Below are 22642 nucleotides of genomic sequence, written 5' to 3' on the forward strand. Positions count from 1 at the left end.
CCCCCCCCCCGATTCGGGTTCGCCGACCGGCCGGATACCCCAAGATCGGTCACGACTGCCGATCCAGGTCGCCGGGTCGACGGCGATCTCCTTGCCGTCGAGCATGATTCGCCCGCGCCAGGCGCCCAGCTGAGCGAAGCGCTGCGCGTTCAGCGTCACCCGATTGCCGGACCGCAATACGTGCGGCTGCTCCTGCACCACGTCGAACAGCCCGTCCCAGGACAAGTCGACGGCAATGCCCTCGGTTTCTTCGAGGATCACCCGCAGCTTGTGCAGCGGCTCACTGACCTCGATCCGGTATCCGCCGACGTGCTGGTTCAGCCGGTCCTGGTCGATGGCGTCGGACAGGTGCACCGCGGTCTGGACATCGCCGCGGCGGATCAGCACGAACGCGTCTTTGACGCCGAGGTTGGGGTAATAGCCGATGCCGGTGATCAGGAAGATGTCGCCGGTGCGGTCGTGGGCGTTGAGGTAGGCGCGGTCGTAGAAATTGCGGTCCGACGATCCCGGCCAGGCGATCGGCTGCGGCAGCTGATGTACCGGGAACTCGTCGAGCGGTCCGAGCATCAATCTTCTCCTATAAGTCTTTTCAGCAATACGGCATGGTAGAACAGCGATCCGACGTCGTCGGGCTTCTCCAGCTCGCCGAAGTGCACCCGGCGCGCGCCGGTCCGCATGAACACGCACGCCCACATCACGCCCGAATACACGTAAAACCACTGCAGATCACCGAGTTCCACGCCGGTGAGCTCGTGGTACGTGGCGCGCACGTCGTCCTCGCGCATCACGCCGGGCAGCCCCGGCAGTGTCGCCAGGCCGGCGAGTTCCTGAAACACCATGTGCGCGAAGATGGCCCACGCCACGTCGAGTTCGCGCGGCCCCAATGTCACCATCTCCCAGTCCAGCACCGCCACCGGTTTGAAGTCGCGGTAGAGCACGTTGCCCACCCGGGCATCGCCCCAACACAGCACCGGCCGGCTGGCGTCCGCTTCGTGCGGCCAGTGCGCCTCCAGCCAGTCGAAGGTGCGTTCCAGCAGCGGGGAGCGGCCGATATCGGGGACCGCGAAGTCGTACCAGGACCGCACCCACCCGAAATGCCGGCGCAGCGCGGTGCCCCCGGCCTGCCCCTCGGACAGGAAACCAAATGTCTTTTCCGCATCAGGAATCGAGTGCAACTTGGCCAGCACCTCGATCGTGGCGTCCTGCAGTTCGCGCTGGCGTTCGGCGGGCGCATCGGCGAACCAGTTGTTGCCGAAGGTGTACGGCATGAGGTCGGGCGGTACGACGCCCTCGACGTGGTCCATCAAAAAGAACGGCTTGCCCAGCACCTCGCCGGTGGTCTCGATCCAGCGCACCGGCGGCACGGACACGTCGGTGAGTTCGCCGACCCGGCGCATCACCTCGAATTGGTGGTCGAGGCGGTACGACGGGAACACCGGCACGTCCTCGGCGGTGGGAGCGACCCGCGCCACCCAGCGCTGCTCGACCGGGTTGCCGCCGTCGTCCCAGCGGCCGGTCAGGATGATCGTCTCCGACGACATCCCGGTGGCGTCGATGCCGCTTTCCACGGTCACCTGCGGTGTCACCCCGCCGGGCAGAACGGTGGAGAGCCATCGCGACATCACCGCCGGCAAGGTGGTGATGTCCCGGCTGGAGCGTTGCAGTCGGCCGATGTCGGTGACAGCGGGTTCGGTGGCCACAGACGCCTCCTTTTCGTGAGGCAATTACGATACGTTAGGTAGCGTTATGAAAGCAGACCCGTCTTCGGTTGACAAGGCCCCCGGCGCCGGCCGGCCCCGGGATCCGCGTATCGACGCTGCCATATTGTCGGCGACCGCGGAGCTGCTGGTACAAATCGGCTATTCCAACCTCACTCTGGCCGCGGTCGCCGAACGCGCCGGGACGACGAAGACGGCGCTGTACCGCCGCTGGTCGAGCAAGGCCGAGCTGGTGCACGAGGCCGCGTTCCCGGTGGCGCCCACCGCGCTGGTTCGACCGGCCGGCGACATGGCCGCCGATGTGCGGGCGATGATCGCGGCCACCCGCGACGTGTTCACCAGTCCGGTGGTGCGCGCCGCGCTACCGGGGCTGGTCGCCGACATGACCGCCGACTGGAAGCTCAACGCCCGGGTGATGTCGCGCTTCGCGGATCTGTTCGCCGCCGTGCGATTGCGGTTGCGTGCGGCCATCGACCGCGGCGGGGTGCACCCGGATGTCGACCCGGACCGGTTGATCGAGTTGATCGGGGGAGCGACCTTGCTACGGCTGCTGTTGCGTCCGGATGAAGCACTCGACGACGCCTGGGTGGATCAGACCGCCGCGATCGTCGTGCACGGCGTGATGTCATAACAGCCATGCCCGAACCGCACTCGTTTCCGGAGGACTGGCGCAGCGCGCTGGTCCTGGTCCCGCACCCCGACGACCCCGAATACGGCATGGCCGCCGCGGTGGCGAAATGGACGGCGGCGGGCAAAACGGTGCGCTACGCGCTGGCCTGCCGCGGTCAGGCCGGTATCGCGGGCATGTCGCCAGCGGAGGCCGGGCCAGTGCGGGAGGCCGAGCAACGCCGGGCGGCGGCGATCGTCGGAGTGGTAGACGTCGACTTCTGGGACTTTCCGGACAGCAATATCCGCAACACACCTGAGCTGCGCGCCCAGATCGCGTCGGTGATCGGCGAGGTCGTTCCCGATGTGGTGGTGACGATTTATGGTGGGCCACAGTTTGCGCCGGGCGCGCCGAATCAGCGCGATCACATTGAGTTCGCGGCTGCGGTCACCGCGGCCTACGACGAACTGTCCGACCCGCCCCGCTGGCTGTTTCAAGGCGGACCCGAGCCCACCCATGTCGAGGCGGTGGACCTTTACATCGATGTCGCGGTCGACGCGCTGGCCGCCCACGAAAAGTACCTTTCGGTGCTTGACCCGCATACCTCGGTGCGCGAGCAGGCTCAGCAGGTGATCGACATGACAACGCCCACGGAGTCCGGGGGCAGGGTAGCGGGATTCATCTGTGAACGGAGCGCGGCGCGATGACGACAGCACTTGACGGCCGGGCGGCAATCGTCACCGGCGCCAGTCGCGGGCTTGGCCGGGTGATCGCGCTGGCGCTCGCCGCCGAGGGCGCGGCGGTGGCCGTGGCCGGGCGCACCGAACAGGTTTGGGACGAGCGACTGCCCGGCACCATCGGCGAGACCGTCGCCGACATCGAGGCGGCCGGCGGGCGGGCGGTGCCCATCCGCGCCGACCTTCTCGACCGCGACGACATCGTCCGGCTGGTCACCGAGACTCGAGATGCTCTGGGCCCCATCACGATTCTGGTCAACAATGCGGCGTTCACCGCACCCGGCCGGCCACCCAAACCCGGTGACGACGCGCGTGCCAAGTCGGCCAAATCAGCGTCGGGCGCGGCCAAACTGGGCTGGCCGCCGCTGCTGGGCACACCGCTGGCCGCGTATCGGCGGCACTTCGAGATCTCGGTGTTCGCCGCCTACGAGCTGATGCAACTCACCTGCCCCGACATGATCGCGGCGGGTTTCGGCTCGATCATCAACATCACCTCGGTCGCGTCGCGGCTGCCCGGCGACGGGCCGTACGCCGACCGCAGTGGCGGCGTGCTGCCCGGTTACGGCGGAGCCAAGGCAGCGCTGGAGCACCTGACCTGGTGTGCGGCCTTTGATCTGCAGGGCCACAACATCGCGGTGAACGCGCTGTCACCGTCCAAACCGATACTGACACCGGGACTTTCGTACTACGCTCGCGAGTTCGACGAGGTGTCCTCGGCCGAGGAATTCGCGAAGGCAGCGGTGGAACTGGCGTTGGTAGACGCAGGCGAGGTCACCGGGCGCACAATCGGTCATTTGCAGGTACTCGACGGCAGCTTCCGGCCAGACGATCGCCGCTAAGCCGGCTTGGTCGCGGTCACCGCGTTGATGATCGGTGTGTACAACCGATGCCACCGCGGGGAGCAAAAGCCGGCCCGCAGTAAAAGCCGAGTGGCCCGGCGCCGGGTGCGAGCTTTGCCTCGGCGGGTGGTGAGCAGCGTCGGCGTCAGCCACCGGGAGAACTGGTCGACGAGCACCAGGCTGCCGCCCGGGCGTAGTGCCCGGGCGCATTCAGCAAGTCCGGCTTGCTGATCGGACCAATGATCGAACGACGTCGTGCTGACGATGAGGTCGAACGTCTCGTCGGAGTAGTCGAGGTGTTCTGCCACCCCGTGAGCAAACGTGAGCCGATCGTCGGTTGCCGAAGCGGTTGCGGCGCTGGCCATGTGCGGAGCAGCATCGATACCGGCAAGTCGTTCTGCAGTGGGGTAACGGCCGGCCAGCTCTCGGAGCAGATAACCTGTCCCGCAGCCCACGTCGAGCAGACGGTGGGGAGCGGGAGCGGTGGCCACAGCGAGAGCGGCGGTGCGGTTGGCGATCTCGTGATGCAGCCTGCCCCGCCAGCCGCGGTCGTATCCGGCGGCACGATCGTCGAACGCGGCGACGTCCCGATATGACGGCACAGAGTCAGGGTAGTGTCGACCGACCTCCACGTCGATCACATTCCAACGATCGCCGATCACGGGATCCCCGCTGGAGTCACGGGCGTCCAACCGAGCTCCCGTTTGGCCTTGGCGTTGGATAGCGGTAGCCAGGCCTGCCCGAAAGCTGCGGCGACGTAGGGGGCGACGAGTCCGATCAGTCCGTTCGGGATCGTCAACGGCGGTGGCCGCTTCGTACGGGCAGCGAGATCGCGTGCGTAGTCGCCGAAAGACCGTGGTTGGTCGTCGACGATGCTCTAAATCTGTCCGCCGCGGCCGTGGTCGAGTGCTGCGGCAGTCGCGCGGGCGACATCGCTGATCTCCACCCACGACAACACACCGTTTCCGCTGGGCACCGGTAGCGCCCACCACTTTGCGAAGCGGGCCATCATCTCGCTATGCGGCACGCCCGGACCGATAGAAGATGCCGTATCGCAGCACGATTCCCTCGGTGTTGCTGTGCTCGCCTCGGTTGGTGTGAATCGGCATACCGCTTATCGCTGGTTTCGTGAGGGGACATTGCCGGTGCCCGCGGAGCGGGTTGGCCGGTTGATCCTGGTCAAGACGGCTGGTTCGCCATCGGGCTCGGCGGCAACGGTGGTGGTGTATGCGCGGGTGTGCAGCCATGATCAGCGCTCGGATCTGGATCGGCAGGTGGCCCGCCTGACCGCGTGGGCCACTGGGTGTGACCTGGAGGTGGGCCAGGTGGTATGCGAGGTCGGTTCCGGCTTGAACGGTAAGCGGCCCAAGCTGCGGCGCATTTTGTCGGACCCTGATGCGAGGGTGATCGTTGTGGAGCATCGCGACCGGCTGGCGCGCTTCGGGGTGGAGCATCTGGAGGCGGCGTTGTCGGCGCAGGGCCGCAGGATTGTGGTCGCTGATCCCGGTGAGACCACTGATGATCTGGTGCGCGACATGATCGAGGTGTTGACGTCGATGTGCGCGCGGTTGTATGGGCGCCGGGGTGCCCGAAGCCGGGCGATGCGTGCGGTGACGGCGATCAAGCGTGAGCCGGGGGCGGCCTGATGATTGTGGCGCTGCGCACCCGCGGGCAGGCCGCGAAGGTAGCGGAGCTGACCGGCGGTGCGCAGCTGCCGGGCACGCCGAAGCCTGATGGCGGGGTGGCGTTGTCGCGGTATGTGGATGTGGGGGCGGATTTCGAGACGCATCGGGCGGCGGTGGAGTCGGTGTCGGTGCTGTTTGAGCTGTTCGACGGGGACGCCGAGGGTTATTCCGGTAGTGGGAAGTTGGGTGCGAAACTGCCCACCGGGTGGCTAGTCACCGCGGCGAAGTTCGAGGTCGAATGGCCCTGTGATGAGGATCGAGCCGGGTTGGTGCGGTCGCATTTCGGTGCCCGCCGCAAAGCGTTTAACTGGGGCCTGGACCGGGTGAAAGCTGACCTCGACGCGAAATCGGCTGATCCGGAACATGAGTCGGTGGGCTGGGATCTCGGGTCGCTGCGAAAAGCGTGGAACCGCGCTAAGGAGGAGGTGGCGCCGTGGTGGGCCACCAACAGCAAGGAGTGCTACTCGGCGGGTTTGGCCGATCTTGCCCGGGCACTGAATAACTGGAGCGCCAGCAAGAACGGCACCCGTAAAGGCCGGCGGGTGGGTTTCCCGCAGTTCCAATCGGCGCGACGCGATCCGGGCCGGGTGCGGTTCACGACCGGCGCCATGCGGGTAGAGGATGACCGCCGCACCATTACGGTGCCGGTCATCGGCGCCCTGCGGGCCAAGGAGAACACCCACCGCGTGCAACGCCATGTCGCATCGGGGCGCGCCCGCATCCTGAACATGACCCTGTCCCAGCGGTGGGGCCGGTTGTTCGTCTCAGTCGGCTACGCACTACGCACCCCAGATACCGTAAGCACGCCGATGTGGGCGGCGGTGCGCGCTGGGGTGGATCTGGGCGTGCGCACGCTGGCCACCGTCGCCACAATCGACCCCACTACCGGCGTGGAAACGATTGTCGAGTATGAGAATCCAGCCCCGCTTAAGGCGACATTTGCCGCCAGGCGTAGGGCTGGTCGTGAACTTTCCCGCCGTATCCCCGGATCGCATGGTCATACGCTGGTTCCCGTCCAGCCAGATCCATCACGGCTGCACCACCGAAGACGGCTCCCCGTGCCGTCTGCAAGGTAAAGGCCGCATCGACAAACACCTCATCTGCCCGCAGACAGGTGAAGTCGTCGACCGTGATCACAACGCTGCTTTGAATCTCCGTGACTGGCCGGATTACGCCAGTCGTGGTCCAGTCGGGACCACGGCCCCATCGGTACCCGGGCCAACCACACCCGTGGTTGGTACAGGCCATGGCACCGACGCCGGATCAACCGGTGCCGGCGGAGCGTCTGTAAGACCCCGCCCACGCGGGGCCGGATGCGGAGAGGCCCAAACCCCAACCCCGCAAGGGGACGCCACATGAGTGCAACTCAAACACACTCAACGGCAACGGTGTCGTAGAAGGTGCCCGGCGCGCGCCGGCAGCATGAACAACCCGAGAAGGTCGAGTAAACCCCGAAGGCGATCAGGACCCCGACCACGAACCGTGAACGGGTCGGCATCGGTGTCGTCGTCATAGGGTGGCCCTAGCCGCTGACTGGCAACCGCTTACCACTTCGAGTGCGGAGCTGCCGGTGCAGCTGAATAAGCAGCCGGTTAGACGCTGGCCCGCCCGACAGCATGTACCGCATCGGCGACTGCGTCGGCGAGCGAATCGACCTCGGCAGCGGCGAGATCCGAAATGGTGATCCGAATTCCCGGCGGCGTGCTGATCCTGAATCGGGTCCCCGGGGCGGCCGCCCACCCTGCACCCAACAGCCGGGTGATCACCATTGTTTCGTCGGGCACCGGAATCCAGACGTTGAGGCCGGATCGACCGTGGGCGGTCACGCCGCGGTCGGCCAGCGCCGACTGCAGCAGCCCGCGGTTGCGAGCGTAGGTGGCTTCGGCCTTGTGTACCAGGCGCGTTGCCGCAGTGTCGCGCCACAAGCTGAGAGCCAATTCCTGGAGCAGGTGGCTAACCCAGCCCGGGCCGAGCCGCAGCCGGCCGTGCACCCGCTCGACCGTGCGGCGGTCGCCGGCGAGGACTGCCAGCCTCAGGTCGGGACCGTACGCCTTGGACGCCGACCGCACGAACGCCCAGTGGTGCGTCGACGCGGTCAAGGTGTGCAGCGGTGCCCCGGCGATACCGGCGCAGTGGTCGTCTTCGACCAGCAGCAGCTCGTCGGCACGGTCAGCCATCAGCCGGCGCAGGTCGGCTGCCCGCTCAGCGGAGATCGCCGCGCCGGTCGGATTTTGGGCGCGAGCGGTCACCACCACCGCCCGCACGCCGCGGTGCAGCGCCCGGGCCACATCAGCGGCCACCGGCCCGTCATCGTCGACCCGTACCGGCTCGGTCGAAAGCCCCAGCGCGGCAAGCAAGTCCAGGAGATTCGCCCACCCGGGGTCTTCGACCGCCACCCGGTCACCGGGCCGTAGGTGGGCAGTGAGCACGCGCTCGGTGCCATCGAGGGCCCCGGCGGTCGCAGCGAGGTGCTCAGCCGGAACACCCTCGGCGGTCAAAGACATCCGGGCGTGCTCGGCCAGCTCGGGTGACATGGCGGGTTCCCCATACAGCAGCGGGGCGCGCCGCTGCCGCGAACCGGTATGTGGAAGCCGCGCGCGGCCGATCGGCAGCAGAGCCGGATCCGGGTTGCCGGTCGAGAGGTCGCGCACCCCTTCGGGGATGGCCAGCCCGCGCAGGGATCGCGGTGTGGTCGCCGGCCGATCCCGCACCCGCGTGCCGCGCCGACCGGCGGTCTCGACCGCTCCGCGATCGCGCAGCAGCCGGTATGCGGCGGCGACAGTGTTGGGGTTGACGCCGAGTCGACCGGCGAGCTGTCGAATCGGGGGCAGTTCGGCGCCGGGTGCCAGCGCCCCCGCCGAGATGGCCTCCTCGACGTCGGTTGCTATCGCCTCGGCGCCCGCGCCCTGTATGGTGTATTGCACTGGCACGTATTAAAGTATGTACTATTACAAATCTGGAGGCAACCGTTGTATGCACCGGCGAGCCCACCGCAGGCCTACCCGGCAACAGTAGGCAGCACGCCCACCCGCCACCGCGAACGTGCCCGCTACGATCGCGCAACCGTGCACCAGATCCTCGATGAAGCGCTGATCTGTCACCTGGGCTACCTCAATGCCGGTCGCCCGGTGGTGCTGCCGACGACACATGCCCGGGTGGGCGAGACCTTGTTTCTGCACGGGTCCACGGGCAGCGGTCCGATGCTTGCCGTGTCACGCTCGGGCCTGCCCGTCTGCGTCACGGTAACCCTGGTCGACGGTCTGGTGCTGGCCCGCGCGGCCATGCACCATTCGCTGAACTACCGGTCGGTCGTCGTGCTGGGTACTGCGCACCTTGTCCAGGACCCGGCGGGGAAGCGGCGCGCTCTTGCAGCACTTCTCGACCACGTGGCACCCGGGCGGGCCGCCGACAGCAGACCACCGAATTCGCGCGAATTGGCCGCAACCGCAGTGCTGGCGCTCGATCTCGTCGAAGTCTCCGCCAAGGTGCGTGGCGGCGGACCGGTCGATGACGCCGAGGACGTCGCGTTGCCGCACTGGGCCGGTGTCGTGCCGCTGGGTCTCGCGACCGGAAGTCCGGTGTCGGCCGACGACCTTGACCCGGCCATCCCGCCGCCGGATTATCTCCGGGCCTACCGCAGGCCTTGACGGGTGATGCTTCAATTAACCCGTGGTCGACGACACCGACGTTCCTCAAGTGGTGAGCGCGAGCCGCGACATCGCCGCAGCAGCGCAACGAATCTTCGAGCTGATCGCTGACCCAGCACAACAACCGCGATGGGACGGCAACGACAATCTCGCCGAAGCTGCAGCGGGGCAACGTGTCACGAGCGTCGGTGATGTGTTCATCATGAAACTCACGCTCGGCAGCATCCGCGAAAACCACGTCGTGGAGTTCGACGAGGCCCGTCGCATCGCCTGGCGTCCGTCCGAGCCGGGTCGACGACCGCCGGGGCACCTGTGGCGCTGGGAGCTCGAACCCGTGGACGACACCCATACCAGGGTGACGCACACCTACGACTGGTCACGATTGACCGACCAGAACCGCATCCCACGCGCCCGTCGCACGACAGCGGACAGGCTACGGGCATCGCTGGATCGGCTCGCCGAGATCGCCGAGCGCGGCTGATCGCGCGAAGGGGTTGGGTCTGTAGTCCCATCGGGCCGAGAAACGAAGCGTCACAGGTCCGGTCACTGCCTTGTCGTCACCGCAAACGGTGGTTGCAAATGCTCGAACATAGGGAAATGCCCCACGTTAAGGGTTGCCAGTTGCAGCCCCTGCACGTCGGCAGTTGCAGCGATGAGATAGTCGCCAAGTCCGATCCTATTGTGGCTGCGACGATACCGACGCATCATGTCACCGGCACGGCGAGCGATTATTTCGGTTGCCGGCTCCACGCGAAAAGCTGTGAGCAGCCGCCACACTTCGCGTCGCTCGACGCTCCGCATGCCGCCGATGAGTTCGGCGATCGATACCACACTGATTGTGAGGGGTCCGTTCTTCCGGGCGCTGATAAGCCAATCGCGGGCGGCGGCGATACCCCGTAAATGTGCGATCAGCACATCGGAGTCGACAAGGATCATGAAGATTTGCGCCACGTTCGAGCGAGGTGCTCCTCACGGCCGCCCGGGCGGCGTACCGGCTCCTCGACGTCGCGAAGAGCACCGAACGAATTGTCGATCGCGATGAAGTCCGATGCCAGATTATCGTCGGCACTCGTGAGGGCACGGTTCAGCAGTTGGCGGATGAGTTCCGCGCGCGACACGCCTTGTTGTTGCGCCAACGTGTCGAGGCTTGCCGTCTGCTCCTCGGCGAGGTAGATGTTGGTGCGCTTCATACATCACAACATACATCATCAGATTAGCTTGCGTTTGCTCTAACGCGGCTGACCTGGCCCTGCACGCTTTCTCGGCCAGCCGCGCGGAGCCATGCCCGACGAGGAATACATCGCGGAGTGGACGGCAATGCTCGCCAGCCGTATCGAATCGCTGCGGTAGCGGCGCGGGAGGCCCACGTGCCAGGATGAGCAAACGAAATGCCGCGCCGGCGGCAGGCAACCGGTCGAATGGTGTGCCATGCCCGTGATCGACAAGGCGACAGGCCGCGTGGTCGCCGTGCTCGTGCTCTTGGTCGTTATTGGTGCATGTTTGCGCGGCTATCTGCCCGGGGTTGCGCGTGCGGCGCGACAGGAACCGCCTCGCAGTTCGGCGTCGCTGGTGTACGTTGTGGCGCTGCTCAGCATCTCGCTGGTGATCGTCGGCATAGCCGTCATAGCCCGGTTGCGCGATCCGCGCAGGGCGCCCGCCGCCGCTGGCCTGCCCGAACGCAGATTTGGTGGCGGCGTGGGCCGGCCGGGCTGGCGAGTGTTGCTGGTCGCAGCGGGTGTGCTCGTCGCGTGGCTGCTGCTGGTGTGGCTGCTGGCGCACTTCATCGTGCCGCACGAGATCGGCCAGCCGCCGGGCGGGACCGCACCCACGACGCCGCCACCGGGAACCGGCACCAGCCCACCACCAGAGCCGCGCGACTCGGGCGGGAACCGGGACGTGCTGGGCTATCTCATCGCTATCTCGGTGGGGCTGCTTGTGCTGATTGTCGTCGGCATCGTTACCGCTATGCGCAGACGCCGCAACGCAATCCCGCGCATCACCGCAGCCGAACCGTCCACCCCGTCGAGGCCCGCGGGCACCTCCGAAACCCTGGCGCGCGCGGCGGAAGTCGGGCTGGCCGAGATCGGGGATCTCAGCCGCGAGCCACGGGCGGCGATCATCGCCTGCTACGCGGCGATGGAGCGCGAGTTGGCGCATATTCCCGAGGCCGCCCCCCAGGACTTCGACACCCCAACCGAGGTGCTGGCCCGTGCCGTCGAGCACCGCGCGCTGCATGCGGACAACGCTGCCCGGCTGGTCAAACTGTTCACCGAAGCGCGGTTCAGTTCGCACGTGATGACCGAGGAGCATCGTGAGATCGCGGTGGGTGTGCTGCAGCTGGTCCTCGCCGAGTTGCGGAGCGTCGTATGAAAAAGCTTGTGGTCCTGAGCGTTCTTATCGTTCTCAGCGCAGAACTGGCCGCGTTGTCGCTGCACGACCGCCGCTTCGTGTTGTGGGCATCAGGTGCGGCAGCGGCGTCCGCGTTATTCAGCGTTCGCCGGTTCGTCGGCCATGACGACGAATCGGCGCCGGCCGCGACCCAGAACCCCCTGGAGGATTCGCTGCGCAGCTGGCTGTCTCGAACCGAGACGCTGATCCACTGGTCGGAATCCACCCGATCGGACTGGGACCGTCACCTGCGACCGGTTCTTGCGCGCCGGTTCGAAATAACCACGGGCCAAAGACAGGCCAAAGACCCGGTGGCGTTCTCCGCGACCGGGCGAATGCTCTTCGGCTCGCAATTATGGGCGTGGGTGGATCCGAACAATGTCGCGCAAACCGGTGGACGTGAGCCCGGGCCGGGGCGGACGGCTCTTGAGCAGATTCTGGAACGGTTGGAGCAGGTATGACGATGCCGGCTGAGGCCACCACGGCCCGCTGCGAGGCAGTACTCGACGAAATCGAACGTGTCGTGGTCGGAAAGCGGTCCGCGCTCACGTTGATCCTCACCACCGTGCTCGCGCGCGGGCATGTGCTCATCGAGGATCTGCCCGGCCTGGGCAAGACGCTGATCGCCCGATCCTTCGCGGCCGCGCTCGGACTCGGGTTCACACGTGCGCAATTCACACCGGATCTGCTGCCGGCGGATTTACTCGGCTCAACCATCTACGACATGCAATCCGGACGCTTCGAGTTCCGTCCCGGGCCGATCTTCACCAACCTGCTGCTCGCCGATGAGATCAACCGGACGCCGCCCAAAACCCAAGCGGCGCTGCTTGAGGCGATGGGTGAGAGCCAGGTGAGCATCGACGGCGAAACACACCGACTCCCAACACCTTTCATCGTGTTGGCCACCGACAATCCAATCGAGTACGAAGGTACTTACCCGCTGCCGGAGGCCCAGCTCGACCGGTTCGCGATCCGGCTCGAAATTCGCTATCTCTCCGAGCGCGACGAGACTTCCATGCTGCGCCGCCGGCTGGACCGGGGATCTACCGAGCCGACGGTGAACCAAGTCGTCGACGCCCACGACCTGCTGGCCATGCGCGAATCGGTGGAGCAGGTCAGCGTCCACGAAGACGTCCTGCACTACGTGGTCTCACTGGCCGCGGCGACCCGGCATCATCCGCAGGTCGCGGTGGGCGTCAGTCCACGGGCGGAGCTCGACCTCGTCCAGCTCGCCCGTGCCCGCGCCCTGCTCCTTGGCCGTGATTATGTGATCCCCGAAGACGTCAAGGCGCTGGCCACTCCTGCCGTGGCGCATCGGATCACCCTGCGCCCGGAGATGTGGGTGCGCAAAATCCAGGGATCTGACGTCATCGAGGAGCTGTTGCGGCGCTTGCCGGTTCCGCGGGCGCATGGAGGCGGTCAGTGAGCGGCGTAGCGGCGTGATCGAAACCCGTGAAGTCGTCCTGCATTGGCGCGCGTCAGCGTTGACGCGGGCGATAGCCACCGCTGCCGGAGTAGCGCTGGTCGCTGCGCTGATCGGGTCCCGATGGCAGCTGATCGCGTTCGCCGCGCCGCTGATCGGCGTGTTGTGTTCGATCAGCTGGCAGCGACCCCTACCGAAGGTGAACGTGCACGCAGAGCCGGGTGTGCAACGGTGCTTTGAAGGCGAGCAGACGCAACTGGCCCTGTGGGCCACTGCGGAAAACCGCGGCGTCGCAATGAAGCTGGGACTGTCGGCGGTTGACGGGATGCGGCTGGACTTTCTTGACCGGACTTCTGCTCACCGATACACCATCGCCGCTACAGCCGAGCGTTGGGGCCGTTATCCCATCCGGGCCACGGTCGATGTCGTCGCACACGGCGGGTTACTGACCGGAACGGGAACGGTCGACGCCGCTGAGATCACGGTGTTTCCGACGGCCCCACCACAATCGACGGCAATTCCGCAGACCGAGCTGCTCGATCGGTTGGGCACCCATCTCACCCGGCACATCGGCAGCGGTGTCGAGTTCGCCGATATTCGGGCCTATGTTCCCGGTGACCAGTTGCGCGCCATCAACTGGTCGGTGAGCGCCCGGCGCGGCAGCCTGCATGTGACCGAACGCTTGACCGACCGCGCCGCCGATGTGGTGGTGCTCATCGACACCTATCCGCAGCCCTCGGGTCCGGCGACGGAAGCCACCGAACGGACGGTGCGGGGTGCGGCGCAGGTGGTGCAGACGGCGCTGCGCCGCGGTGATCGGGCCGGCATCGTCGCGCTCGGCGGTCGCCAGCCCCGGTGGCTGGGCGCTGACATCGGGCAGCGGCAGTTCTATCGGGTGCTCGACACGGTGCTCGGTGCCGGCAGTCCAGAACCGGCATTCGAAACCACCACCGGGACACTGGCGCCGCGCGCAGCCGTTCCGCCAGGTGCGATCGTCGTCGCATTTTCCACGCTGCTGGACACCGAGTTCGCGCTGGCGCTGATCGACTTGCGCAAACGTGGCCACGTCGTGATGGCGGTGGATGTCCTGCAAGGCTCTCCGCTCGAGGCTCAGCAGGATCGGTTGATCGCGCGGATGTGGGCGTTGCAGAGGTCAGCCATGTATCGCGACATGGCCACCATCGGCGTCGACGTGCTGGCCTGGCAGGCGGATCGCACACTGGACCAGTCGATGCGCGTGATGCCCGACCGCCGAATGACGGGACGACGTTCGTGATTTCACTTTGGGTGACCCGCGTGGTGTCCACGGTCTGCGGGCTGCTGATGGTGGCCGCTGCCGGGACCGGATCGCAGGGTCCCGGACGGGCAGCGACAATGCTGGCCGTCGTTGCGGTGATGGCCGGCATGATCTTTCGCCTGGCCGCCACGCTTGCCCTGCTGCTCACCGTATCGGTGATTGTGCTGTCGGGTCCCGCAGCCACGTTGGCCGCGGTCTCCGGGCTGTCCGCTGCCGTCTACTTGGTGCTGCGTCATAGTGCGTCGACCCACGCCGGGCCGGATACCCTCAGCCTGCCCACCGTGGTTGGGGCCGTGAGCTTTACGTTCGCCGGTTTGGTCGCCACAGCGTTTCCGCTTCAGGCTCCCTGGCTGCCGTTGGCCGCGCCGCTGGCGGTGGTCGCCATCTACCTGCTCGCGACGTGGCCGTTCCTGGGTGAGCGAAAGTCCTAAAGCCAGACCTTGCTGTCAACTGTAGGTGATGACGCCGCGGATGATTTTGCCGTCCTGTAGATCCTGGTAGCCCTCGTTGACTTGGTCGAGGGTGTAGCGGCGGGTGATCAGTTCATCGAGTTTGAGTTGGCCGGCGTCGTAGAGCCGCAGCAGCCGCACGATGTCGTATTGCGGGTTGGCCGACCCGAACAAGGTGCCCTTGATCGTCTTGCCGAACAGCACCAGCTCATCGGCGGAGACGTGCACCGCGTGCTCGGCGAAATTGCCGGTCAACCCGACGACGACCACGGTGCCGCCCTTGCCGATGGCACTGAACGCCGCGCTGACCACGTCTTCGTGGACTTCGCCGACGGTGACTATCGCCTGATCGGCCATCTGACCCCAGGTCAGCTCGGTGATTGTGGGTGCGGCTTCTTCGGCTGTGGCGAACGCGTGGGTGGCGCCGAACTTGGTTGCGGTGTCGCGTTTGAACGCGACCGGGTCCACCACAACCACATATTTGGCGCCCGCATGCACGGCGCCCTGCACCGCGTTGATTCCGACCCCGCCAATGCCGTAGATGACCACGGTGTCGCCGGCCCGTACCCCACCGGCATAGTTCGCCGACGCCCACCCGGTGGGCACACCGCAGCCGACCAGGGCGGCGGTCTCCAGGGGCAGCCAGTCATCGACCTTGATCACCGAGTGCTGCGAGACCGTTGCCCGTTCGGCGAAGGTGCCCAGCATGCATATTGCGCCGTAGTCGACACCGCCGGCGTGGCGCCGGAAGCTACCGTCGGGCAGGCAGCCTTCCAGGATCGTCGCGCCCAGATCACACAAGCCCTGCCGCCCGGTCGAACAGTACCGGCAGGTCCCACAGTTCGGGATGAAGGAGCACACCACGTGATCGCCGGGCTTGACCTTGGTCACCCCCGGGCCGACGTCCTCGATGATCCCGGCCCCCTCGTGGCCGCCCACAATCGGATACCGCACTGGTATGTCGGGGCTGGACAGATGCAGGTCGGAGTGGCACAGCCCCGCCGCGCTGAACTTGACCAGCACCTCGCCTTCCCTGGGCCCGTCGAGATCCAGTTCGGTGACCTCGAATGGTTGACGAGGCTCGCGCATGACGGCCGCTTTGATTTTCATGATCATTCTCCTTTGGTACCGTCTGACCCCGATGAGGTGATCGTGTCACTGATGGGCACGCATCGCTTGAGATTCAGCGCGATCGCCCGACCGCTCGCCGCCCGGCTCCGCCGCGCTGGCGATCGCCACTAGAACCCGTCGGGGTTTGTCTGTAACTCGACGGGCACCGGATGCCGATACAGGCGCGAGGCGTTCTGCCAGGTGATCTTCGCGATGACGCCGTCGGGCAGCCCGCCAATTTGCTCGTGAATGGTCTGTTGGGTGTGCGGCCAGGTCGAGTCACAGTGCGGGTAGTCGGCCTCCAACATGATGTTGTCGGCGCCTATCCGTTCGTGCTGCACGAACGACGATTGGTCCTCGACCGCGCAGAACCAGAAATTCCTTGTGAAAACCTCTGCGGGAGAGAGGCTCTCACCGAGCGCTTTCCACGTGCCGTACATCTCGTGGTAGCTGAGCATATGGTCCAGGCGGTCGAGCAGGCCCGCGACCCAGCCGATTCCTCCCTCCGACAAGCAGATCTTGAGTCCTGGGAACCTGCTTGGCAGGCCGGAGTACAACCAGTCGACCGCCGCCGATATCGCGTAGGCGAAGAACAGCACCCCTTGCACGTCCGGGGGCGCGTCGTCGGTAGTGGACGGTGCGGAACCGGACGACCCGATGTGCAAGTTCACGACGGTGCCGGTATCGGCGCACGCCGCCACCATCGGATCCCAGTACCCCGAGTGAATGGTCGGCAATCCCAGCAGCGCCGGGTTTTCGCTGAATGTGATCGCATGAAATCCGCGGTTGGCGTTCTCGTAGATCATCTTTGCGCCCAGCTGGGGATCCAGCAGCCAGGGTAACTGGCAGGGGATGATCCGAGCCGGGTACGAGCCGGCCCAGACCTCGAGATGCCAGTCGTTCCATGCCCTGACGGTCGCCAGGGCAAGGTCGCGGTCTTTGGTCATCTGTTGTAGTCGCTGGCCCGCGAACCCCGGCAGAAAGGATGGGAAGTTCAGCGACGCGTATACCCCGTTCAAATCCATATCTTTGATTCGTTCGTGGATATCCCATGCACCCCGGCGCATCTCGTCAAATCGTGCCGGCTCGAATCCGTACTCGGACACCGGGCGCCCGACCACCGCGTTGAAACCCACATTGGGAAGGGCTTGCCCGTCATAGATCCAGATCTGGCCACCATCGTCGGTTTCCACAACTTGGGGTGCACGGTCTGCGAACTTCTGTTCGGTACGACCGCCGAAGGTGTCCGGTGGTTCGACGATGTGGTCGTCGACTGATATCACCGTGTATCGACGCTCGGCTCGTTTCGGCTCGGGCAGAAACGTGACACTGCGCCCGGCGCCCGTCTTGGCGGTGGTAAAACCCAGATTGCCGGCCAGCTCATCGATTGATTTCATCGGTCACGGTCTTTCTATGTGAGTACGTCGGGATCGGCTTTGATGGTCATCCGCGCCGCGCCTGCCCAGTACACGTCTGCGGCGCGTTCGATGAGCGACGCCTGCATGCCCAGCATGTCGCCGCGGTTCATCGAGGTGGGCGTTCGAGTGGTGAGCATCAGGTGATAGGCCAGTTTGCAAACCCGTTCGATCGACGCCGCCCGGTAAACGGCCTCCGGCAGGTTTCGCCCGGTGGCGATGACACCGTGATTGGCGAGGATCGCGACGTTGGCACCTCCGATCCGTGACGCGAGATCGACCGCGCGGGGCGCGGTGTCGATTTCGCCGTCGTAGGTGTCGACAAAGCACATGTCGTCAAGGAACAGCGATCCGGTTTGGTGAACCAGTTCGGGAAGCGTTCCCAGGGCGGCGACGAGACTGACGTAGTAGGGGTGGTTGTGGATGACGACCCGGGCGTCGCTGCGCACCCGATGAAGTTCGGTGTGAATGTGGATGGCCGGTGTGACATCCCACCGCCCTTCGATCACGTGCGCCTTCTCGTCCACGACGCAAATGTCGGATGCGGTGATTTCCTGCCACCACAGTCCCCAGGGATTGACCAGCATGGCCGTCTGGCCGTCAAGCTGCCAGGTGATATGTCCGGCCATATTCTCGGCGAATCCAATGACGGCCAGGTGGCGGAACGCCACCGCGAGTGCCTGTTCGTTGGTGAGATCGACGCCGATGGGCGGTACCACCGATGGCGACCATACGTCCAGGCCACCCTTACGTATCTCAGGTGCGTTCATGATCAGGCCCCAGCTTTGTTCGGATATCTTCGCGGAGCTTGCCTTTGGCAATTTTTCCGCCGGACGATCGGGGAAGCTCGTCAAGGACCACCAGTTGTTCGGGCAGCAGTTCCTTGGAGATCCCGTGCGCGAGCAGATGCTGGTTGAGCGTCGGCAGATCGATCGTGTGGGATTCGACTAGCTCGACGTAGACGCAGACTTTTTCCCCGAATATCGGATCGGGCATGGCAACCGCCGCTGCAACCGCGATCGCCGGGTGCATCGTTACCGCGTCCTCCACTTCGACGGCACTGACGTTCTTGCCGCCGCGCACGATGAAATCGGAGGTTCGGCCGGTGACACTCAGATAGCCATCGGCGTCCAGTTCGCAGATATCACCCATCCGCATCCAGCCGTCCTTGGTGAACAGCTTGTCATGGTCGATGCCGTCGAGGTAGCCCAGACTGGTGGCCGGACCGCGACAGGCGGGCTGTCCTCGCCCCGTGGCGGTGACGTCGGTGTCCCCGTCGAAAAGCCGAACCGACATTTCCGGCACGACCTGGCCGGCCGTGCGGAGTCTGTGTCGGCGAGAGTCGTGCACGGTGGTGCCGCTGAGCATTCCGGTCTCGTTGGAACCGTAGAACTGGAGAATGGTCGAGCCGGTGAGGTCTTCGAAAGCGGCCGCCGGCCGGTAGGGCAGCGATTCGCCACCCGTGAATACGATGCGCAGGGAGGTGAGGTCGTAGTCCTGCGCTGATCGGTCAGCCATGATCATCATCAATTGTGTACTCACGCAACACAGCACCGTGACCTTATGGCGGGCAATCGCTGCGCAGGCCGCAGCGGTGCTGAAACGTCCGAGGAGAATGGCGGTTGCACCGAGGTATATCGGGGTTGTGTGGGTGGTCCAGATCCCGAATCCGAAGGGTGTGGGGATGACGGGTAGGAAGACATCGTCGGCGGTCAGTTCTCCATTGGCAACTGCCTTTTGGTGGAAGTAGTGCCAGCGATTCTGGGTGTGGATTACGCATTTGGGCCGCCCGGTGGTTCCGGAGGTTGAGTTGATCAGGAACACGTCATCGGGGCCGACGGAAGTGTCGCCCAGCAACGCTCGTGGTGGCACCTGAGTATCAAGAAACACGCCGTCAGCCGTTCTGAGGGTCAGTGCCGGCAGCGACAGACTTGCCGCAGCGGCTGTCGCGGAATTCTCGTGGTGCGAATCGCAGATCAACAAACGCGGGTAGGTGCTTTGCATGATCTGCATTGCTTCGCGCGTACCGGCCCGCGCGCCGATACCAACCACAATGGCTCCGCAGCGTTCGATCGCGATGAACAGCACGTGGATCGCCGCGCTGTCACCGTGCCACACCGCGACCCGGTCGTTCTTCGTCACACCGAGGCCCGCCAGTTGTTCCGCGAGCGCGGTCGCGGAGCGATCGAATTCGAACCAGCTCAACGCGCCGCCAGGGTAGTCAAGGTACGCGGTCTTATCCGGCCGGCGCGCCGCGTTGCGCCGAATGGCTTTGGACACCGTCAGGTCGGACCACCACCCGGCGGCGCGGTAACGGGCCGCGTCGGCGTCGCCAACCGCAGGCCCGGCGAACTGCATGACCGCATCATAGGGAAAGACCGATCGGTGGAAAACGTTCCCTCATCCATCGTCTTCGGGTGGATCGGAGTCTCCGCGGAGGAGTTCTTCGGGGTGGTGGGCGTGGTTGATTTCAGGTGGGCCGCTGCCGTCGGTCCACCCGAGTCGCCCGCTGTCGGTTACCTCAGTACGGAGTTCGCCGCGGCTAGCCATGCCGTGGTCGCCGCCGCAGGCGAAGAACTGCTTGTCCGCGTCGGTCCGGCCGCCGCGCGCCCAGTCCGGTGAATGGTGAACTTCGCAGTAATAGCCGGATTTCAGGCAATTGGGGCGGGTGCAGCCGCGGTCGCGAGCATGGCAGATCAGGCGCTGGTCGGCACTGGCGACGCGTTTTTGGCGGCCCAGATACAGCGGTCGTTTGATGTGATCGTCGAACACGGCAAGGTAGTGGATCCCTTGGGCGGCCATGCGGATCAGATCCCGCATCGGCAGCCTCGATCCGCCGCCGGTACGGGCGGGCGCGGGCATCGGCACCGACGGGTCGGCTACGGCGCGGGCAGCCTGGTCGAGTTCGCCCAGGGTGGTGGTGACCACCACAGTGACCGGGTGACCGCGGTGCGTGCCGAGCCCGCCGGAAGCGAGGGCGGTGTTCAGGCCGACCTTCAACGCGTCGTGGCAGCGTTGCCCCGGCGTGCGCTCGTCGCGCGCCTCGGGATCGCTGCCGTTGGGTTGATGGCGGCCGGGCCGTACCGCGGCTTCGATGGCCTCGAAGTAGGCGCGGGCCTCCGGATCGAGCAATCCGGATAGCCGCGACATGCCGTCGGGTCCTTGCACGCCCAGCTGTAGTCGGCGCCGACGGGCCCGGTCCTCGTCGCTGAACTGGCCATCGGGATTGAGGTAATCGGCGATGCGCTGGCCCAGCCGGGTGACGATGCCGGCGTCGACTTCGGTGGCATGTGCCACCAGCCTGCGCTCAGCCTTCGCCACCTCAGTCGGTGAGACAGCAGCGGGCAGCACGTCGATAGCGTGGCACACCGCGCGGATGTGGTCGTCACCGAGCGCACCGGCCACTACCGCGTCCGCCAGCTCCGGCAGCTCCGGCGGCACCGGCGGACCGGTCAGCGACCTGCGCGGTCGAATCCGGGCCGCGAGTTTGATCCGCCGGGTGATCTCGCCAGGGGTGATGCGTAACCGCTTCCACAACGCCGCACGCATCTGCGCGGTGGACGTGGCCTCATCGGGCGGATCGGCGATCTCGCCGAAGAATCGGTACATCAACCCGCGGTTCGTGCGGTGCTGGGTTTCCAACCGTTCGGCGATGTCGACGCGAAAGCCGTTGCCTACCACATCCGACGACGTGTCACGCAGCACATCGTGGGCAGCGTCGATCGCTTCAAGAGCGGCGCTGATCTGCTCCCGTGCCTGCTCTGCGCTCAGTACTGAACCCACACTGCGACGCTAAAAAGCACCGCCGACAAACCCGCCACCGGCAAACCACGCAAAACGCGACCTGTGGATCAAATCCCAACTGTGGATAACCGATATCCGCCGGGACACGTGGACCCGGGCTTGACTCCGTTTGGTGGACACCGGGCTGCTTGGTGCACTTTTCGCCGGCCCTTCCGGCGGACGGGCGGTACGGGATAACGGCCCGCTCGGTCTGGACGCGGGTGTCGGAAACACTGCGCGCATCCGTCCTCGTCGGGTGCATCGGAATCTCCGCGGAGGAGTTCTTCCCGGTGGTGGGCGGGTTGATTTCAGGCGGGCCGGTTCCGCCGGGAAACCGGTCATTGTCTCTCTGTTCCGTCGCCGAGGAGGTGGATCGGAATATTCGCGCAGGCGCGTGTCGTTGAAGGCTTTACGTTTGGTGTGCTGGACAATCAGCGAATGCACATTGCCCGGCCATTGTCGTTGCGTGAATGTGATCGTTCACGCTCGTCGGCGGGATTACACCCGACCGGTCCGCGCGTCCATTGCTAACGAAGCAATTCCGCTATGGTGCCGCCGTGCCGCTTTCGACGGTCCTTTTGTGCATCGGATCGGCGACAGCATGGGCCGACGAGTCGATCGAAATAGACTTCGTGCGGCACGCGCAGTCGACAGCCAATGCGGCGCACCTGATCGACACGGCTGTGCCCGGAACTGAACTTACTCAGCTTGGCCAGCAACAGGCGCAGAGCATCGCCAACGTACTCGCGCCGAAGGCCCCCTTCGCCGGAATCTCCGCGTCGCAGTTGATCAGGACGCAAGAGACCGCCGCGCCGTTGGCCGGCCTGCTGGGGATGAACTTGCAGGTATCGCGCGGTCTCAACGAGATCAATGCCGGCGGTTTCAATGGCAGACCGGAGTTCAGCCTTGCGGGGCTGCTATACATACTGGGCCCGATCGCGTGGGTGATCGGACTCCCTATCGTGCCGATGCTGGTTCCGCATTCCACCGACGTCAACGGGGTGGTGTTCGACAGGCGCTTTACCGACGCGCTCCGAACGATCTATGGCAATGAACTGACCCCCACGATCCAGGGCTTTAACGACATGCTTCACACCATCTATGGCAATGCCCTGACTAACCCGGTCCGGACCCCGGACGGCAAAATCACTGCATTAGCATTCTCAAGCGAATTCGTCATCGAGGTCGGGCTGATGATGAACGTCAAAAACCCCGATCCGCTGCTCATGCTGTTCGACGCGCTGCCGAACACCGGGATTGTCGTGATCCGGGGCAATCCCCACGATGGCTGGACGCTGGTCAGCTGGAACGGGAAACCTATCGCGCCGGGTTGGGCGGGCACGAGGACCAGTCGTGAGACGGCGAGCTTATGCCTACTGCTGAAGGTGCCGGCCGAGTACGGGCCATGCGTGGCCAAACCGCCTTTGACGGCAAATGCTCCGCCTCTCGGCATAGCAACGGAAAACCCGGTCAGTGACCGGCTGCCCGCGGATTCCTGGTCTGCCCCGCCCACGGCGGTCCGGCCACGCAAGTGAAGACGGCGG

23 protein-coding genes and 2 pseudogenes are annotated in these 22642 nt (G+C 65.6%); 13 read left to right on the top strand and 12 right to left on the bottom strand.

The genetic code is table 11. From position 1 onward, the window contains the following. Together ACRDTL_RS01900 and ACRDTL_RS01905 are read right to left on the bottom strand one after the other, a co-directional pair. Positions 1-567: pseudogene (locus ACRDTL_RS01900) on the bottom strand (hypothetical protein); the annotation flags it as partial. Continuing rightward, a complete protein-coding gene (locus tag ACRDTL_RS01905) occupies positions 567-1700 on the bottom strand; it encodes a phosphotransferase family protein (RefSeq protein WP_431505035.1) in 1134 nt (377 codons plus the stop codon). The gene ACRDTL_RS01905 and the pseudogene ACRDTL_RS01900, both read right to left, overlap by 1 nt. Positions 1701-1746: 46 nt before the next feature. Here ACRDTL_RS01905 and ACRDTL_RS01910 point away from each other — a divergent pair, with 46 nt between their 5' ends. From ACRDTL_RS01910 to ACRDTL_RS01920, 3 genes are read left to right on the top strand one after another with little or no spacing between them, the layout of a single operon-like run. Continuing rightward, on the top strand, positions 1747-2349 hold the full coding sequence (locus ACRDTL_RS01910; RefSeq protein ID WP_431505036.1) for a TetR/AcrR family transcriptional regulator: 603 nt from the start codon (positions 1747-1749) through the stop codon (positions 2347-2349). Between the two features lie 5 nt (positions 2350-2354). Continuing rightward, positions 2355-3032: a PIG-L deacetylase family protein gene (locus tag ACRDTL_RS01915; RefSeq protein ID WP_431505037.1), complete on the top strand. Its 678-nt coding sequence runs from the start codon at positions 2355-2357 to the stop codon at positions 3030-3032. Further along, entirely contained in the window at positions 3029-3901 is an 873-nt protein-coding gene (locus ACRDTL_RS01920; protein ID WP_431505038.1) for an SDR family NAD(P)-dependent oxidoreductase, read from the top strand. Before ACRDTL_RS01915 ends, ACRDTL_RS01920 begins: the two co-directional genes overlap by 4 nt. On the opposite strand, the gene ACRDTL_RS01925 is transcribed toward ACRDTL_RS01920, so the two are convergent. Further along, complete coding sequence (locus tag ACRDTL_RS01925; protein ID WP_431505039.1) at positions 3898-4503, bottom strand: class I SAM-dependent methyltransferase; 606 nt, start codon at positions 4501-4503, stop codon at positions 3898-3900. The genes ACRDTL_RS01920 and ACRDTL_RS01925 overlap by 4 nt on opposite strands. 275 nt (positions 4504-4778) lie before the next feature. Continuing rightward, the gene (locus tag ACRDTL_RS01930; RefSeq protein ID WP_431505040.1) at positions 4779-4928 is read right to left on the bottom strand and encodes a hypothetical protein; all 150 of its coding nucleotides are present in this window, start codon (positions 4926-4928) and stop codon (positions 4779-4781) included. A gap of 52 nt (positions 4929-4980) precedes the next feature. Between ACRDTL_RS01930 and ACRDTL_RS01935 the strand changes: the two genes are divergently transcribed. Together ACRDTL_RS01935 and tnpB are read left to right on the top strand one after the other, a co-directional pair. Continuing rightward, complete coding sequence (locus tag ACRDTL_RS01935; protein ID WP_431505041.1) at positions 4981-5547, top strand: IS607 family transposase; 567 nt, start codon at positions 4981-4983, stop codon at positions 5545-5547. Then, a pseudogene (gene tnpB, locus ACRDTL_RS01940) lies at positions 5547-6945 on the top strand (IS607 family element RNA-guided endonuclease TnpB). Before ACRDTL_RS01935 ends, tnpB begins: the two are co-directional and overlap by 1 nt. A 233-nt stretch (positions 6946-7178) precedes the next feature. On the opposite strand, the gene ACRDTL_RS01945 reads toward tnpB, so the two are convergent. After that, positions 7179-8516, bottom strand: coding sequence for an aminotransferase class I/II-fold pyridoxal phosphate-dependent enzyme (locus tag ACRDTL_RS01945; RefSeq protein WP_431505042.1), 1338 nt, complete (start codon positions 8514-8516; stop codon positions 7179-7181). 39 nt (positions 8517-8555) lie between these two features. Here ACRDTL_RS01945 and ACRDTL_RS01950 point away from each other — a divergent pair, with 39 nt between their 5' ends. Both ACRDTL_RS01950 and ACRDTL_RS01955 read left to right on the top strand, forming a co-directional pair. Then, on the top strand, positions 8556-9233 hold the full coding sequence (locus tag ACRDTL_RS01950) for a pyridoxamine 5'-phosphate oxidase family protein (RefSeq protein WP_431505043.1): 678 nt from the start codon (positions 8556-8558) through the stop codon (positions 9231-9233). Positions 9234-9255: 22 nt separating this feature from the next. Next, positions 9256-9714, top strand: a complete 459-nt coding sequence (locus ACRDTL_RS01955) for an SRPBCC family protein (RefSeq protein ID WP_431505044.1) — start codon at positions 9256-9258, stop codon at positions 9712-9714. A 62-nt stretch (positions 9715-9776) separates the two neighbouring features. Here ACRDTL_RS01955 and ACRDTL_RS01960 read toward each other — a convergent pair whose 3' ends face one another. Then, entirely contained in the window at positions 9777-10169 is a 393-nt protein-coding gene (locus ACRDTL_RS01960) for a type II toxin-antitoxin system VapC family toxin (protein ID WP_431505073.1), read from the bottom strand. After that, a complete protein-coding gene (locus ACRDTL_RS01965) occupies positions 10166-10423 on the bottom strand; it encodes a CopG family transcriptional regulator (RefSeq protein WP_431505045.1) in 258 nt (85 codons plus the stop codon). Before ACRDTL_RS01965 ends, ACRDTL_RS01960 begins: the two co-directional genes overlap by 4 nt. Positions 10424-10661: 238 nt before the next feature. Between ACRDTL_RS01965 and ACRDTL_RS01970 the strand changes: the two genes are divergently transcribed. From ACRDTL_RS01970 to ACRDTL_RS01990, 5 genes are read left to right on the top strand one after another with little or no spacing between them, the layout of a single operon-like run. Next, complete coding sequence (locus tag ACRDTL_RS01970; protein ID WP_431505046.1) at positions 10662-11603, top strand: DUF4129 domain-containing protein; 942 nt, start codon at positions 10662-10664, stop codon at positions 11601-11603. Next, complete coding sequence (locus ACRDTL_RS01975; RefSeq protein ID WP_431505047.1) at positions 11600-12082, top strand: hypothetical protein; 483 nt, start codon at positions 11600-11602, stop codon at positions 12080-12082. The genes ACRDTL_RS01970 and ACRDTL_RS01975 overlap by 4 nt, the downstream gene beginning before the upstream one ends. Then, positions 12079-13047, top strand: coding sequence for an AAA family ATPase (locus tag ACRDTL_RS01980; protein WP_431505048.1), 969 nt, complete (start codon positions 12079-12081; stop codon positions 13045-13047). The genes ACRDTL_RS01975 and ACRDTL_RS01980 overlap by 4 nt, the downstream gene beginning before the upstream one ends. Before the next feature lie 13 nt (positions 13048-13060). After that, positions 13061-14320: a DUF58 domain-containing protein gene (locus tag ACRDTL_RS01985; RefSeq protein WP_431505049.1), complete on the top strand. Its 1260-nt coding sequence runs from the start codon at positions 13061-13063 to the stop codon at positions 14318-14320. 47 nt (positions 14321-14367) lie between these two features. Continuing rightward, on the top strand, positions 14368-14772 hold the full coding sequence (locus ACRDTL_RS01990) for a hypothetical protein (RefSeq protein WP_431505074.1): 405 nt from the start codon (positions 14368-14370) through the stop codon (positions 14770-14772). A gap of 15 nt (positions 14773-14787) precedes the next feature. Here ACRDTL_RS01990 and ACRDTL_RS01995 read toward each other — a convergent pair whose 3' ends face one another. From ACRDTL_RS01995 to ACRDTL_RS02015, 5 genes are all read right to left on the bottom strand, one after another. Further along, entirely contained in the window at positions 14788-15900 is a 1113-nt protein-coding gene (locus ACRDTL_RS01995; RefSeq protein ID WP_431505050.1) for an NDMA-dependent alcohol dehydrogenase, read from the bottom strand. Between the two features lie 128 nt (positions 15901-16028). After that, positions 16029-17297, bottom strand: a complete 1269-nt coding sequence (locus tag ACRDTL_RS02000) for an amidohydrolase family protein (protein ID WP_431505051.1) — start codon at positions 17295-17297, stop codon at positions 16029-16031. Between the two features lie 14 nt (positions 17298-17311). After that, on the bottom strand, positions 17312-18085 hold the full coding sequence (locus ACRDTL_RS02005) for a class II aldolase/adducin family protein (protein WP_431505052.1): 774 nt from the start codon (positions 18083-18085) through the stop codon (positions 17312-17314). Further along, the gene (locus tag ACRDTL_RS02010; RefSeq protein ID WP_431505053.1) at positions 18072-19673 is read right to left on the bottom strand and encodes an AMP-binding protein; all 1602 of its coding nucleotides are present in this window, start codon (positions 19671-19673) and stop codon (positions 18072-18074) included. The genes ACRDTL_RS02005 and ACRDTL_RS02010 overlap by 14 nt, the downstream gene beginning before the upstream one ends. 42 nt (positions 19674-19715) lie before the next feature. Then, complete coding sequence (locus ACRDTL_RS02015) at positions 19716-21098, bottom strand: 13E12 repeat family protein (protein ID WP_431505054.1); 1383 nt, start codon at positions 21096-21098, stop codon at positions 19716-19718. Between the two features lie 524 nt (positions 21099-21622). Here ACRDTL_RS02015 and ACRDTL_RS02020 point away from each other — a divergent pair. Beyond that, positions 21623-22633: a histidine phosphatase family protein gene (locus ACRDTL_RS02020; RefSeq protein ID WP_431505055.1), complete on the top strand. Its 1011-nt coding sequence runs from the start codon at positions 21623-21625 to the stop codon at positions 22631-22633. The last annotated feature ends 9 nt before the right edge of the window (positions 22634-22642 follow it).

Origin of the sequence: Mycobacterium sp. (genome assembly GCF_050700595.1) — a bacterium.
GTDB lineage: Bacteria > Actinomycetota > Actinomycetes > Mycobacteriales > Mycobacteriaceae > Mycobacterium.

Coding starts and splice junctions, on each gene's coding strand:
- ACRDTL_RS01910 (WP_431505036.1), top strand. CDS start 1,747: ATGAAAGCAGACCCGTCTTCGGTTGACAAGGCCCCCGGCGCCGGCCGG.
- ACRDTL_RS01915 (WP_431505037.1), top strand. CDS start 2,355: ATGCCCGAACCGCACTCGTTTCCGGAGGACTGGCGCAGCGCGCTGGTC.
- ACRDTL_RS01920 (WP_431505038.1), top strand. CDS start 3,029: ATGACGACAGCACTTGACGGCCGGGCGGCAATCGTCACCGGCGCCAGT.
- ACRDTL_RS01960 (WP_431505073.1), bottom strand. CDS start 10,169: ATGATCCTTGTCGACTCCGATGTGCTGATCGCACATTTACGGGGTATC.
- ACRDTL_RS01965 (WP_431505045.1), bottom strand. CDS start 10,423: ATGAAGCGCACCAACATCTACCTCGCCGAGGAGCAGACGGCAAGCCTC.
- ACRDTL_RS01970 (WP_431505046.1), top strand. CDS start 10,662: ATGCCCGTGATCGACAAGGCGACAGGCCGCGTGGTCGCCGTGCTCGTG.
- ACRDTL_RS01975 (WP_431505047.1), top strand. CDS start 11,600: ATGAAAAAGCTTGTGGTCCTGAGCGTTCTTATCGTTCTCAGCGCAGAA.
- ACRDTL_RS01980 (WP_431505048.1), top strand. CDS start 12,079: ATGACGATGCCGGCTGAGGCCACCACGGCCCGCTGCGAGGCAGTACTC.
- ACRDTL_RS01990 (WP_431505074.1), top strand. CDS start 14,368: ATGGTGGCCGCTGCCGGGACCGGATCGCAGGGTCCCGGACGGGCAGCG.
- ACRDTL_RS01995 (WP_431505050.1), bottom strand. CDS start 15,900: ATGAAAATCAAAGCGGCCGTCATGCGCGAGCCTCGTCAACCATTCGAG.
- ACRDTL_RS02000 (WP_431505051.1), bottom strand. CDS start 17,297: ATGAAATCAATCGATGAGCTGGCCGGCAATCTGGGTTTTACCACCGCC.
- ACRDTL_RS02005 (WP_431505052.1), bottom strand. CDS start 18,085: ATGAACGCACCTGAGATACGTAAGGGTGGCCTGGACGTATGGTCGCCA.
- ACRDTL_RS02010 (WP_431505053.1), bottom strand. CDS start 19,673: ATGCAGTTCGCCGGGCCTGCGGTTGGCGACGCCGACGCGGCCCGTTAC.